Source organism: Paenibacillus sp. 01T424, assembly GCF_056398745.1.
Genome location: NZ_JBFTPZ010000006.1, coordinates 159,490 through 173,808, shown reverse-complemented (window position 1 = coordinate 173,808; position 14,319 = coordinate 159,490). Strand labels below are relative to the sequence as shown.

Here is a 14,319-nt window from a genome sequence, read left to right as displayed (position 1 = left end):
GTGCTTTTGTGCCTAAGCCTATGTTTATTCCGCTTTAAGGTTCACTATTTGTAGAAATTTGTATTTGGAGCAGCAATTGTTATAAAATTGATTGGGAGAGGCGATAAGGAACTGCCTGCTGCCAATGCACTTTTTTCTATGTAAAATTGCCGTAAAGAAGAGGTAATATTCAGGTTTTGTAGAATAATGTATGGATCATACATTTTTTTTGGAACTTGCATGTCGAATAGGCGTATTGTTGGTTAGTAGGTTCAGAATCGCTGTATTTGGATATTTTTTTAGTAGTGAACCTTATGGAAAGGGGGTGCAAATACAATGGCTATCTCTCTCGTAAAAGGTCAAAAGGTAGATTTAACGAAAGGCAATGCTGGTCTCAGCAAAGTTATCGTTGGTTTAGGCTGGGACCCGGCTCAAACTAAAGGCGGTTTTTTCGGAATGAAAAAAGCGGCTAACGTTGACTGTGACGCATCGGCATTATTGCTTGATGAAAACGGTAAGCTAAGTGGCGAGAAAAATCTCGTTTGTTTCTACAACAAGCAAAGCGGATGCAGCTCGGTCGTTCATACGGGTGATAATATTACTGGTGAGGGCGATGGCGATGATGAGCAAATCATCGTGCAGCTTGATCGTGTTCCTGCTAATATTCACAAAATCCTTTGCGTAGTTAACATTTACGAATGTGAATCCAGACGACAAGATTTTGGTATGATCAAATCTGCCTTTATTCGTATCGTCAATCCTGCGAACAATCAAGAACTGATTCGCTTTAACTTGACGGATGATTACTCAGGCAAAACGGCTCTAGTCGTAGGTGAGCTTTACAGACACAATGGTGAATGGAAGTTTAATGCAATTGGGGAAGGCACTCATGCTGCCCATGTTGATATCCTTGCACGTCAATACCAATAAATTTATGTGAGAAAAGAGGGCTTTTAAAATGGCAATCAGCTTATCCAAAGGACAAAAAATCGATCTCACGAAAACAAACCCAGGTCTTACAAAGATTACAGTAGGTCTAGGCTGGGATACTAATAAATATGACGGCGGAAAAGACTTTGACCTTGATGCTTCTGTATTTTGCTTGAATGCACAAGGCAAAGCAGGTTCTGAATCTGATTTCATTTTCTACAATAACCCAAAAAACACAAACGGTTCAGTTGTTCACACAGGTGACAACCGCACAGGCGCAGGCGATGGCGATGATGAGCAAGTAAATGTTGATCTTTCTGCCGTTCCAGCTGAAACAGACAAAATCGCATTTTGCATCACGATTCATGATGGCGCAGAACGCAGCCAAAACTTTGGACAAGTATCCAACGCATTCGTTCGTATCGTGGACGAGCAAAGCGGCACAGAACTTATCCGTTATGATCTTGGAGAAGATTTCTCTGTAGAAACAGCAGTAATCGTTGGTGAACTATATCGTCATTCCGGAGAGTGGAAATTCAGCGCAATCGGAAGCGGCTTCCAAGACGGCCTAGGCGGTCTTGCTCGCAATTTTGGTCTTTCTGCTAGCTAGTCATACTTATCTACCCGTAAAGGGTCGCCAGTGGCGGCCCTTTTTTAAAATATAAGAATTAATAAGTAAGTGAACAGCGGAAAGTCGCAGCAGATATCAAAACGGTCTAGTAGGCCTTTGCACTGACTTTGGCGTTCAAACCTAGTCAATTCAAGGAGGAATAGAACGATGTCTATAAATCTTTCCAAAGGTCAACGCATTGATCTTACAAAAACAAACCCAGGCCTTACGAAGGTTGTTCTCGGTCTAGGCTGGGATACGAACAAATATTCAGGCGGCGGAGAAATTGACCTTGATGCAAGCGCGTTTTTGCTTCATCAGGATGGCAAAGCCAAGGACGAGAAGGACTTTGTATTCTACAATGCGCTGATTGCTTATAACGGCGCTGTTGAGCATACAGGCGATAATCGTACCGGTGAGGGTGAAGGTGACGACGAGCAAATCAAAATTGATTTCCAAAAAGTCCCTCCGCACATTCAGCGAATTGGAATTAGCGTTACGATTCATGATGCCGAGTCCAGGCTGCAAAACTTTGGTCAAGTATCCAATGCCTTTGTTCGTCTAGTAGACGAGTCTTCTGGAAGAGAAGTGCTGCGCTATGATCTAGGAGAAGATTTCTCCGTTGAAACAGCGATTGTCTTCTGCGAGCTGTACCGACATGATGCCGATTGGAAGTTCCAAGCGGTAGGTTCAGGTTTCTCGGGCGGACTAGCAGCGCTTTGTCGTAATTACGGGCTTACGGTTTAATTCATCTGGCGTATAGGGTGGCAGTTTGAGGGTTTGTCACCCTATTCTATTATTACCGAAGGGCGGTTTAAGCATGGAGCTGGCATTAATGAAAGGTCAAAAAGCGGATATTACCAAAAATAATCCTTCCATAAAAAACCTTCTAGTTGGCATGGGATGGAACACTGCAGCAGGTGTAGATGTCGATTTTTCGGCTTTTCTATTACGAGCGAATGGAAAAACAGCTGGAGACCAAGATTTGATTTTTTACAGCAATCCTAAGGATGTCAGCGGTTCTATTCAACTGGCAAGCGGCAATAAACGAAGTTTTGCAGGGAAAACGGATACCGAACAAGTATTGATCGCGATTAGCGATGTGCCTCAAACGATTGAACGTATTTCATTTACTTTAACCATTTATGATGGGGAAGCGAAGAGACAAAATTTTTCTAGCGTGAATGATGCCTACATCCGGGTTATTGACGAAGGAACAGGACGCGAAATTTTGCGGTATGATCTTGGAAAAAATTTCTCTATTGAGACTGCGATAGTCGTAGGAGATTTATATAGATATAATGGCGAATGGAAATTTAATGCCATTGGGTCTGGATATTCAGGCGGTCTTGCTGCACTCTGCAATAGCTTTGGTATTGAAGTAAAGGCAGACGCTCCAGCTGAGGCGCCAACTCCAGCACCAGTGAAAGCTCCACTTATTCCACCTAAACCTCCCGCACCAATCGTACCAGAACCAAGCAGTCCGCCAATAAGCCTTAGCAAAATCTCGCTTACCAAACGCGGTGATGTCATTAATTTACAAAAAGGTGCCGGATCACTTGGTGAGATTGTCGTTAATTTGAACTGGAATCAGAAAAAAGCCTCCACTGGTTTTTTTGGCCGTTCAAGCAGCGGTGTAGATTTAGATGTCGGATGTTTGTATGAATTGAAAAATGGTATGAAAGGTTCTGTTCAAGCGCTAGGCAACAGCTTCGGAGATTTTTCGCGAGCGCCGTACGTTTCGCTTGACGGGGATGACCGAACCGGCTCTATTACAACGGGTGAAAATCTTAGAATCAACGGTAATAAAGTTTCTGAGATTAAGAGAATCGTCATATACGCATACATCTATGAAGGAGCTACGAACTGGGCGGAGGCTGCTGGTATTGTTACCATCACACAAACAGGCGGGCCTGATATAGAGGTGCGGATGGACGAGCATAATAATCGCAAGGGTATGTGTGCGATTGCGATGATCGAGAATGTAAATGATCAAACCTTCAGCATTCAGCGGCTCGTGCAATATTTCTCAGGCCATAAAGAGCTTGACGAGGCTTATCGCTGGGGTCTCAGATGGGTACAAGGAAGCAAATAAAGAAAAATGCGGAGGTTTAAGAGATGGTCGACTTTTTTCAAAATGTAATAGCCAACTTCGGGAGCTTCTTTCACTGGGACAACTTGTCACAAGTTCTCACCAACCCGACAAACTGGGGAATAATTGCAACACTCGTTCTTTTGGAAGGCTTGTTATCGGCAGATAATGCGCTAGTACTAGCGGTTATGGTTAAGCATTTGCCGAAAGACCAGCAGAAAAAGGCGTTGTTCTACGGTATTATTGGTGCCTATATCTTCCGATTTATCGCAATCGGAGTAGGTGTTTATCTCGTACAAATTACATGGATTAAAGTAGCGGGCGGATTGTATCTGTTATGGATTGCGTTAAGCAATCTATTCCATCTGGAATTCAAGCTTGCTCGTGTCGGCAACATTCCATTAATTCCTTACATCGGCAAGAAGGGTAACGACGATGATGCTGAAGTTCAAAATAAAGGCTACGGCTTCTGGCGTACAGTGCTTGCTGTTGAAATTATGGATATCGCGTTCAGTATCGACAGCGTACTAGCTGCATTCGGCGTGAGTGAAGAGGTATGGGTTCTGTTCCTCGGCGGTATTCTCGGCGTTCTGATGATGCGTGGCGTTGCTCAGGTATTCCTCAAGTTGATTGACAAGTTCCCTGAGCTTGAGAAAGCGGCGTTTATTCTAATTATCGTAATCGCAGCAAAAATGATTGGCGGAGCTTATGGCTTGCATGTGCCGCACGCTTTGTTCTTCGGTTTAATTATAGCTGTATTCGGTGGTACCCTTCTTTACAGCGCAGCACGTAAGAAAAGAGAATCAAAAGCGGTTTAGATTCGATAATACTCTGTTTATGAAAAATATCCCTCAATGGATCGCGAGGGATATTTTTTCACTCTCAGATTGCTTTACACAACTTTTAGGAGGGATCACTTTGAGGTATTTTAACTATCTTACCAATGAAGAAGAGCAAAATTTCTTTTACTCCCTTCCAACTCAGTTCAATAATTATGCTGACAAAGAAGTTATTGCTCACGCGATTGGTGCGGCGCTCTATATGCCTGCCACCAAGGATAACATAGCAGATGATTTGGTAACCGGAAAACACGAAGGACTCGTGTCTATGGTGATAGACCTTGAAGATGCAGTAGGTGATAATCAAATCGAATTTGCCGAAGAGACGTTGAAGGCAACGTTGATTAAGATTGGCCGTTACATTTCGATTGGTTTGCTCCATGCCGACGATATTCCGCTTATGTTTATAAGAGTACGCTCTGTTGAACAGCTTAAACGACTGCTCTCATTTTTCGGTGAAGAGATTGAATATATTACAGGAATCGTGTTTCCGAAGTTCAACGTGGAGACTGGCGGTGAGTATTTAAAGCTGCTGCATGAATACAACAAGAACAAACGCTCAACAAGCTCCACGTTATACGGCATGCCTATTTTGGAAAGCTCTGACGTCATTTATCGCGAGAAAAGAATGGAAACGCTAATGGGCATTTCCCAGCTGCTGAATGAATACAAGGCCTATGTACTGAATGTTCGTATTGGAGCAACAGATTTTTCGAGTTTATTTGGGCTTCGAAGAAGTCCGGATCATACGATCTACGACATCGGCGTCATTCGTGATTGTATTGCGGATATCGTAAATGTTTTTGGACGGATGGATAATCATTATGTGATCTCCGGTCCCGTATGGGAGTACTTTAAGAGTGATCGCGTATTTAAGCCCCAGCTCAGACAAACGCCTTTTGAGGAAAGCATGGGAAGACACGGACGGATTTTGCGTATGGATTATATTAATAAGTATGTGGACGGGCTTATTCGCGAGGTCGCAATGGACAAGGAAAATGGGATAATTGGCAAAACCATTATCCATCCTACCCACATTAAGCCTGTACAGTCGATGCTTGTGGTGACGCATGAGGAGTATATGGATGCCCTGCACATTATGGAAAATGAACAAGGCGATTTGGGTGTGATGAAGAGCCGTTATTCGAACAAAATGAATGAGTTTAAGCCGCATATGACATGGGCCAAACGAATATTGTTCAGATCAGACATTTATGGGGTGCTAAATGAAAACCAAAACTTCACCTGCTTGCTCGCAGAAGAACGAGAATCAGCAATCGTTTAATATTATTGGAGATTTAGAGATTACCATTGAGGTTACGAGTAATTCGTTTCATATACCGCTTGAGCAGCTTTTTCAAATGGCAGCCCGAATTAATAAAAAACGCAGTTTTTTATTCGTAAGCAAGGTGCTTGGCAAGCATATTCCTGTTCGCCCGCATGTGTCCTTATTATCGGGTGCGGCACTTGGGCTTTTGTATCAGCAGTTTAAAGGTGAGAAGCTTCCTATCCAGATGGAGCAGCTGCTGCATGCCTTTGAATCTCCTGAGGCAGCAGGTGAAATCTATGAACAGATGAAGCAAAATAAAATGATTATAGATGAAAAAACGCTGTTTATCGGTTTTGCGGAAACGGCAACAGCGCTTGGACACAGCATGTTCGATATGTTCGAGGGTAATGCGTCTTTCTTGCACACCACGCGGGAAAAAATTGACTATATGACGTCCTGCATCGATTTTGAGGAAGAGCATTCCCATGCGACTACTCATCGCTGCTATGCTGACAATCCAGCTGTATTCGAGAATGCAGAAACGATTGTGCTGGTCGATGATGAGATGACGACCGGGAAAACGGCCATCAATATAATTCTCGATTTGAATGCAAGGTATGGGAAGAAAACATATATTGTTGCTAGTTTGCTTGATTGGCGTTCAAACGAGGATATGGAACGTTTTGATGAGCTGGAGCAAGAGCTTGGCATATCGGTGAACTGCTTATCGCTTGTAGCGGGGCGGATATCTGTTAAGGGTACCCCTATTCAAAATGCTGACAAAACAGCAGAGTTACAAACAAATGAGTCGGAGCCTGCCATTAATGTTCTCTATGTGAACAATCGGTTTGCTAACCTTCCCTCATTAAATCGAGAAGTTTCCTACCTGAAGCATACTGGCCGCTTCGGATTGACGGCTGAAGAAAGCTTAGTGCTTGACGCAGAAGTAGGACAGGCGGCGGCGTTCCTCCGAGAACATAGAACGGGCAGTAAGGTGCTTTGCATGGGAACCGGCGAATTTATGTTCATTCCTATGCGCGTAGCAGCAGAACTAGGCGATGATGTTTGGTATCAATCGAGTACAAGAAGCCCCATTCATCCGGATTCCAGTTCACAGTATGCGGTGAATACAGCTTATCCCTTTATTTCCCCTGAACATGCTGACGTCATGAATTTTATGTACAACATACCGAATGGCTATTATGATGAGATGTTTTTGTTTATGGAGCGCGAGGTTGCAGGAGCGCAAATGGAGGAGCTTAATAAGGTTCTTCTCTCCTTAGGAATCCAGCGTGTTCATATCGTGTATTTCAGTCGGAAAAGGCTTGCCGATCCAGCTCCTATCGGGAGCTATAAGCAGGAGGATGTTACATTTCTGCTAAAAGACCTTAGCGATATTTCGTTAGAGCAGCGAACGGAGGACCGGGAAGCGGCCATGCAAACAGGCGGCCACTATTCGGAAAGCTTGCCGATTGAATATCAGCCTACTGATGAATATATACAATTGTTTCAAAACACACTCAGTGATTCGGCCATTCGAATCGCAAGAGCAGTTGGAACGGTTTCCGAGCGAATCATTCAAAAAAATGGATTTGATGTTGTGCTTGCATCCTTAGCGCGAGGCGGTACGCCAATTGGAGTATTAATTAAGCGATATATCAAGCACATGTATGGTATTGAGGTTCCGCATTATAGCCTTTCCATTATTAGAGGCAAGGGCATTGATGAGAATGCGCTGCTGTATATCAATCAGAACCATCCGCATAAACGCGTGCAATTTGTAGATGGCTGGACGGGCAAAGGTGCAATTGCCAAAGTGCTCATAGCAGCTTGCAGCCAGATGAAGCAAAAATACGGCATTGAATTGAATGATGAGCTTTCGGTGCTCGCAGACCCCGGCTATTGTGCAAGTACGTTCGGGACAAGAGAGGATTTCCTCATTCCAAGCGCTTGCCTTAATTCAACGGTGTCAGGTTTAGTCAGCCGGACTGTATTGCGGAGCGATCTTATTGGCGCCGATGATTTCCATGGTGCAAAGTATTATAAGGAGTGGGAGAGCTCTGATCTGTCTCAATTATTTGTGGACACGATTTCTRCTTATTTTGATCAGACAGCGGATGACTCCAAAGCGGAAGCTCTTCAAATGGAAGCAAATCCTGCGGAAAATGAAATGACTTGGCAAGGGATGCAGGATATTGCTCGTATCCAAACTGATTTTGCAATCACTGATATTAATTTCATCAAGCCTGGCGTAGGTGAAACGACTCGTGTTCTTCTGCGCAGAGTCCCTTGGAAAATCCTCGTTGATCGTCTTGATAATCCTAACTTGAAGCATATACTGCTGCTGGCTAAGGACCGTGGTGTACCTGTGGAGGAATATCCAAACATGACCTATTCCTGCTGCGGAATTATTAAGGCTTTGAAGGGGGAGACGGAATGATCTTTGCGAGCGATTTGGACCAAACCTTAATTTATTCCGTAAGATCCAAGGGCGAGATAGAGCTTGAGGAAATGGTACCCGTTGAGCGTTATGAGGAAAGATATATTTCTTATATGACAAAGCCGGCGATTCAGAAGCTGCAAGAGCTTGTCAGCATTATGCGATTTGTTCCTGTGACGACGCGAATTCCGGAGCAATACAACCGCATCTTCGCGATAAGAGAACAGTTCCGTCCTGAATATGTGATCGTCAGCAACGGCGGTACCGTTCTCCGTAACGGAGAAATTGATCAGGAGTGGCATAGCTTCGTTCGTGAAGCTGTGAGGGAGCATTGTGCTGAGCATACGGAAATTGCGAGCCTGTTTGCGGAAATTGCTTCTACCCACTGGGTGAAGTCGACGGATCTTTGTGATGAGCTATTTTATTCCATTAAGGTAGAGAGAGATCAGCTGCCGCATGAAACGTTGGAGGAGCTAAAGCCGAAGCTTGCTTCGCTTGGCTGGAGCTACTCACTTCAAGGCCGTAAAATATATTTGGTTCCAGAGAAGGTAAGCAAGGGTGCGGCCATCCAGTATGTGAAAGAGAAGCTCGCTTCAAATTTCGTATATGCGGCCGGCGACAGCCTGCTCGACGAGAGTCTGCTGTTAGCAGCTGATTATGCCATATCGCCTGTACATGGTGAACTTGGACGATCCTATTCGGCACATCCACATATTCAATTTACACAAGCAAGAGGCGCGCTTGCCTCGGAAGAACTGCTAGACTCCATCTTAGAGCATGCACGAAGATTATAAATGCAATCGCAAAAATATATCTAATCAGATGGAAGAAGGTTTTTATACATGACACGAGTTTATATGAATCGTTGGTTTTCGGTAGCTTACCATTACATTAATATGATTCGGAACAATCCAGACGGCGAGTCGTTTGAGTTTTTTGGCACGCACCCGGATATTAATMATATGTCCTTGCTTGCATCCGATCATATCGGAACAGAGCCCGCTGTTTTTGGTCGCGAATATGTAGATTTCTGTGTAGATTTCTGCAAAAGAAACCAAATTGATATTTTCATTCCTCGTTTGCATATGGAGGAAATATCAAGATTTGTTCATTTGTTTGATGAGATCGGAACAAAGGTCATGGTATGCCGTGATATCGAATTGCTGGACTCCATGATTGAGAAGGATAAATTTTACGAAGCGCTACAAGGAAAAGATCTCGTGACGATTCCAGACTATCGTGTCGTAAATACAGCAGAACAGTTTAAGCAAGCTTATGAGGAGCTCACAGCTGCTGGTCATAAGGTGTGCTTTAAGCCAACGAAGTCAGAAGGCGGCATGGGTTTCCGGATTATTGATAATGAACGGGACCCGCTGCGTGACCTGTATGGCTATGTAACCCTTTCTACAACGTTTGAGCAAGCTTATGAAACGTTGTCATTAACGGAGCATTTTGACACGCTGATGGTGATGGAGCTGCTCGACGGTACGGAGTATAGTATCGATTGTGTGGCATCTGCTGAGGGTGAACTCATTACAGCTATTCCTCGCCGCAAATCAACGGGCAGGACTTATCTATTGGAGGATACGCCGGAGCTGCTGGCGATTGCAGATCGTATTGCGACAAGCCTTCGCATTCCTTATGCCTTTAATATTCRGGTGCGTTACAACAATGGCATACCGAAATTGCTGGAGATCAACCCGCGGATGTCTGGCGGCCTTTATATTACCTGCTTGTCTGGCGTAAATATGCCTTATTTGGCCGTTCAAGCGCTGCAAGGAAAAACGATTGATCCACCTGATCCGAAGTTTGGTATACAAGCGGGTTATGTAGAGCAGCCTTTGATCATGGAAATGAACAGAGTAGAATAACCGAAGAAAGGGGCGAGAGCCCCTTTTTTTTCATATTGTGCTCATTAATTTGGCTCAACATCCTTTTTTTATTTTTTAAAATTGACTTCTATGTACCAATAACGAGATAATTGTAGGAAGAAGACGAGCATAAAGATTAGGTTCAGAAAGCTCATATGGAGGTGTAGCAATGAATGCATTGAAAAAAAACGCAGCCATCGCGATTGGCGTTTATGCAGTCGCATTAGTTGTTAATGGGATTACCTCCCCATATATAGCTATGGCGGTTCCTGTGTTCGGTTTGTTAATCGCATTATCATGGAAGCAGCGTCCAAGGAAAGAAGTTAATCAGCCAACACGCGAGCCAGAGCTGCAGCAAAATACGCAAAACCCGCCCATACAACAACCCAATGCAGTTTCAACTGCTCAAGCATCATTGGCCTCAAAGCCAGCTCCTGCAGCTGTCATTCCGCCGCAGGTTCTAGATCCTGAGCTTGCTTCTGCATTAGAATACATCGGAATCATTGAAGATATGATTTTACTCGAAGGCGAGAAAAATAATTTAGACGATGAAATTGTTCAGAAGACGCTCGCATTGCTGTCGCGGCTAAACCGACTAATTCCGGATTTAATGGCGTTAGGAGACTCAAGCATTAATCACAACATTTTGCGATTGGTGCGAAAGGATTTAAATTCGACCATTAATCCATTTCTTCGGCTCAGCGGCGAAGCGAAACGCCAGAATAGGCGGCTTTTACTTGATGGCATTAAGGATGTAGATTCCAAGCTTACTTTTTATACGAAGACGCTTGAGCAAAAGGATCTTATGGAGCTTCATACAAAGGCTGAGTTAATTCAGCAGCGTTATCGACTTACTGACTAATGAAGGGGGAAATGAACAATGGCGCAACAACTCGTACAATTAAAAAATGAAGATATTCAGAAGCTGGAGCAAGAAGTGCAGAACACGATGCAGAAGGTAGCGACAACCGATGCTATGCATCTGGATACACTAATGGATGAGATTACGAAAAAAGGCCAGAAGACGCTTGAGCGCTCAAGCCAGACGCTTACGATGCTCGAGAGACCGCTGTCGGATCTCATGTCAGGCAAACGGTCTGAGGTAGCAAACAACATGCTTAAGCTTCGCAGCGAGGTTGAGGATTTGAGCAAAAGCAAGCAGCTCTCGCTCGTGCAGAAGCTGCTTCGGAAAGCACCGATGAAGGCTTATATTTATAAATATCAATCTGCAAAGTCTAACGTGCAGGTGATCGTCAAATCGCTCAGAGACGGCCGCGACAACTTGGAAGAGAACGTCATTCACATGAGAAACTTGAAGCGCAGCAGTCTAGACAATGTATACGACCTGCAGCTGCTTGTCGAATATGGTAATCGTCTCAAAAAAATGTTCGAAGAGGAAATTGCTAAGCCTGAGAACGAGCACCGGAAAACCTATTTGGAGCGCGGGCTTCGAAAGGTTGTAACGAAGCTTCAAACGTATACGGAAATGATCATGCTTTATCAGCAAGCCATTGCCGCAACGGATATTATTAATGATACAAATGATAAGCTAATGGATGCGCTGGACAGCTCGATTGATAAAACCCAGCATCTCATGTCGGTGTCAGTCTTGATTGCCAGTGCGATTGATGACCAGATGAAGGCAATAGAAGCAGTCAATTCAACGAACGAAATGTTAGGCAATCAATTTGCTGAGAATGCGCGTCTTTTGAATGAAACGAGCGAGCGAGCTAATCAAGCATTAACGAAGCCGGCTATGAGCATGGAGCTTGTGGAGCGGGCAATGTCGGATCTCTTCTCCGCGATGGACAAGTACGAGAACTCCAATCGACAAATTATTCAAACGGTATCCCAGCAAACGGAAAAAATGACGCAAATTAATCAAAAGGTTGGACAACGCTTAGGCATTCAAGCGGGTTCTGGAGCTAGCCAGGCGGAGCTTCCTTCTTCAGCAGCCAAAGGATTTTTGGAGTGAATCAAAAAAGCATAATTAGCAGGACGAGCTCTCCAAGGGCTCGTTTTTTTGCGTTTTTTGAGAAGAAATGACGGATGTCCTACAAGTAATGGCTCATAAAGCATAGAGAAACAGCATAGTCTTAAAGAAAAAACGAGGTGATCATGCTATGATTGGCGAAATTGCCATAGCTGCACTCATTGTCGTCTTAATTGTTGTTGCCAGCTTTGAACGGGCGGAGGATATTTTGAAAGATTTTTAAGCATCGCTGTTTGTGTTCACCTCTGATTTGGTATAATAGGATGAATTATACTGGCTGATCGGAGGTGTTCCAATTGGAGTTTACCTATGAAATTATTTCGGAGTCAAATATTAATGTACGGTTCATCTATGGCGGTGAGTGGTTTACTTTTAATCTGTTCAATCGAGACCAGCAATGGGTCCTTCATCCTTTTGATTCCTCTTTGATTCGCAATAAAGATATGAGCAGGCTTGTCATAGCAGATTTGATCCAGCATAAACCTTTTCAAGTGATGTTGGCGAAAGAAGGCATTCTTCTTTCCGAGCTGAATACATCCATTCCGCTTGGACAGCAGGAGGAGACAGAGGTGGAGTACGAAGCGCTTCCTCGTATAGGGCGCGGTGGTTCGGACCTGATCTTTGACGAACAGCGTTCTTCCAAGCCAGAAGAAATCAATATCGAACAGTTAATTGACGAAAATGACCTGGAGGATCTTATTCGACTCGAGGTACAAATGATTGAATCGCGTCAAAATCTTTATAATCAAATATTGCACCGAATGTTCATGGCTGATCTAGGTCCAACCGACCCGGAATTCCAGAAAATTCAACAAATTGTCAAAACATATGGGGAAGCGAAAACAAGGCTCCAAACGATACAATAACGGAGTCACTTCCTGTATAATAGAAGCACTGAATGGTTCTGGAGGAGATTAGGTTGGCACAGCTTTATTACAAATATGGAACAATGAACAGCGGTAAATCTTTCGAAATCATTAAAGTGGCTCACAATTATGAAGAGCAAGGCAAGCAGGTTCTTATTTATTCACCATCGGTAAGTGCAAGAGGCGGTGTGGATCGTGTAGGTTCTCGTGTAGGGTTCGAGCGGGAGTCCATTCCGGTTCAAGAGGATACGAACCTTTTTGAAAGTGTGAAAAGCTTCGTTGCAGGAGCTGCACCATCCAAAATTTATTGCGTACTCGTGGATGAGGCGCAGTTTTTGAAGAAACATCATATTTTGGAGCTTACACAAGTCGTGGATGAGCTTAACATCCCTGTTATGGCGTTTGGGCTCAAAAACGATTTTCAAAATCAATTATTTGAGGGCAGCTATAACTTGCTCGTGCAGGCGGATAAAATTGAAGAGATTAAAACCATTTGCTGGTTCTGTGATCGGAAAGCAACGATGGTTATACGCTATAATGACGGACAGCCGATGAATGCAGGTGCGCAAATCCAGATTGGCGGCAACGAGGATTATAAGCCTGTATGCAGACGCTGCTATAACGAAGCTTTTCGCAATGCGTAAGCAGAGGTAATAACAATACAAAAGAACCTCCAGATCCACTGTTGCAGTGGCTTTGGAGGTTCTTTTGTTTGGTTTGCTATTAAAGACTGAATTCACTTGGATTAAGTCCAAGGGTATTGCAGATGTCACGCACAGCAGCTTGTTCCTTCATATCGAAATCGCCGTCTGCTGCTCCGATTGCGCTGCACACACCAACGATTACACGAGCAACGTCTGGTTTGCTGCGGAATTTGGCAATCGCTTTAAGCGCCTCTTGCTTGCCAATCATCGCGTCAAACTCCATGTTGCCTACAAAGTGATTGAAACGGTTAATCACATCACTCATATCAAAAACTTTTAATTCTTCGCTGCGGCCTATGTAGCCGGCCATTTTTTGTTTTTCATTGGAGTCGACGGAACCGTCTGCTGCTGCTACAATCGCACAGCCAGCTACTACCGCATCTAGGAATTCTTTATTTTTAAATTTTTTGACCTGATCGGTTAGTCCTTGCTTACTTGTTTGCAGCCATGATTTGAAAGAGCTCATTTAGCTCAGCCTCCTAGAGTGAATTTAAATCTTATTATTCTATTGTAGATTTAATTGGGGTCATTTAGCAAATTTTGCGGTAAATTGTCTGTTTATGCTGTTAGATTAGATCGTTGAATGAAAAGGAAATAGGATGAACTATAGAATGAGAGACGATGTATTTTTGAAATCGATTATATTATACAAAAAACAACGCACATCATCTTAAAAATGACTCATATTATGAAATCGTTTTCAATTTTATACTTGTAAGTAATCT

14 protein-coding genes and 1 pseudogene are annotated in these 14,319 nt (G+C 43.6%); 14 read left to right on the top strand and 1 reads right to left on the bottom strand.

Going from position 1 to position 14,319, the window contains the following annotated elements; translation table 11 throughout:
• Positions 1-315: 315 nt before the first annotated feature.
• The 14 genes and pseudogenes from AC1DPK_RS08025 to AC1DPK_RS07960 all read left to right on the top strand — a co-directional run bounded on the left by AC1DPK_RS08025 (position 316) and on the right by AC1DPK_RS07960 (position 13,534).
• Entirely contained in the window at positions 316-909 is a 594-nt protein-coding gene (locus AC1DPK_RS08025; protein WP_076267380.1) for a TerD family protein, read from the top strand.
• 28 nt (positions 910-937) lie between these two features.
• On the top strand, positions 938-1,519 hold the full coding sequence (locus AC1DPK_RS08020; protein ID WP_441885048.1) for a TerD family protein: 582 nt from the start codon (positions 938-940) through the stop codon (positions 1,517-1,519).
• Between the two features lie 168 nt (positions 1,520-1,687).
• A complete protein-coding gene (locus AC1DPK_RS08015; RefSeq protein ID WP_076267378.1) occupies positions 1,688-2,266 on the top strand; it encodes a TerD family protein in 579 nt (192 codons plus the stop codon).
• A 73-nt stretch (positions 2,267-2,339) separates the two neighbouring features.
• Complete coding sequence (locus tag AC1DPK_RS08010; protein WP_477509939.1) at positions 2,340-3,614, top strand: TerD family protein; 1,275 nt, start codon at positions 2,340-2,342, stop codon at positions 3,612-3,614.
• 23 nt (positions 3,615-3,637) lie between these two features.
• Positions 3,638-4,429 (top strand): TerC family protein, encoded by a 792-nt coding sequence (locus tag AC1DPK_RS08005; RefSeq protein ID WP_076267376.1) that lies wholly within the window; start codon positions 3,638-3,640, stop codon positions 4,427-4,429.
• Between the two features lie 100 nt (positions 4,430-4,529).
• Positions 4,530-5,735, top strand: coding sequence for an HpcH/HpaI aldolase/citrate lyase family protein (locus AC1DPK_RS08000; RefSeq protein WP_256710842.1), 1,206 nt, complete (start codon positions 4,530-4,532; stop codon positions 5,733-5,735).
• A pseudogene (locus AC1DPK_RS07995) lies at positions 5,677-6,978 on the top strand (phosphoribosyltransferase family protein); the annotation flags it as partial. The gene AC1DPK_RS08000 and the pseudogene AC1DPK_RS07995, both read left to right, overlap by 59 nt.
• Positions 6,979-7,005: 27 nt before the next feature.
• Entirely contained in the window at positions 7,006-8,160 is a 1,155-nt protein-coding gene (locus AC1DPK_RS07990) for a cysteine protease StiP family protein (RefSeq protein ID WP_477509963.1), read from the top strand.
• Positions 8,157-8,954 carry an HAD family hydrolase gene (locus AC1DPK_RS07985; protein WP_477509938.1) on the top strand — a complete coding sequence of 266 codons (798 nt, stop codon included), beginning with the start codon at positions 8,157-8,159 and terminating at the stop codon, positions 8,952-8,954. Before AC1DPK_RS07990 ends, AC1DPK_RS07985 begins: the two co-directional genes overlap by 4 nt.
• Positions 8,955-9,002: 48 nt before the next feature.
• A complete protein-coding gene (locus tag AC1DPK_RS07980) occupies positions 9,003-10,031 on the top strand; it encodes an ATP-grasp domain-containing protein (RefSeq protein ID WP_477509937.1) in 1,029 nt (342 codons plus the stop codon).
• A 169-nt stretch (positions 10,032-10,200) separates the two neighbouring features.
• Positions 10,201-10,893, top strand: a complete 693-nt coding sequence (locus AC1DPK_RS07975; RefSeq protein ID WP_477509936.1) for a hypothetical protein — start codon at positions 10,201-10,203, stop codon at positions 10,891-10,893.
• An 18-nt stretch (positions 10,894-10,911) separates the two neighbouring features.
• Positions 10,912-12,006, top strand: a complete 1,095-nt coding sequence (locus AC1DPK_RS07970; RefSeq protein ID WP_339205088.1) for a toxic anion resistance protein — start codon at positions 10,912-10,914, stop codon at positions 12,004-12,006.
• Between the two features lie 314 nt (positions 12,007-12,320).
• Positions 12,321-12,890, top strand: coding sequence for a hypothetical protein (locus tag AC1DPK_RS07965; protein ID WP_477509935.1), 570 nt, complete (start codon positions 12,321-12,323; stop codon positions 12,888-12,890).
• Between the two features lie 53 nt (positions 12,891-12,943).
• Complete coding sequence (locus AC1DPK_RS07960) at positions 12,944-13,534, top strand: thymidine kinase (protein ID WP_339205085.1); 591 nt, start codon at positions 12,944-12,946, stop codon at positions 13,532-13,534.
• A 79-nt stretch (positions 13,535-13,613) separates the two neighbouring features.
• Here AC1DPK_RS07960 and AC1DPK_RS07955 read toward each other — a convergent pair whose 3' ends face one another.
• Entirely contained in the window at positions 13,614-14,060 is a 447-nt protein-coding gene (locus tag AC1DPK_RS07955; RefSeq protein ID WP_076267368.1) for a tellurite resistance TerB family protein, read from the bottom strand.
• Positions 14,061-14,319: the final 259 nt, after the last annotated feature.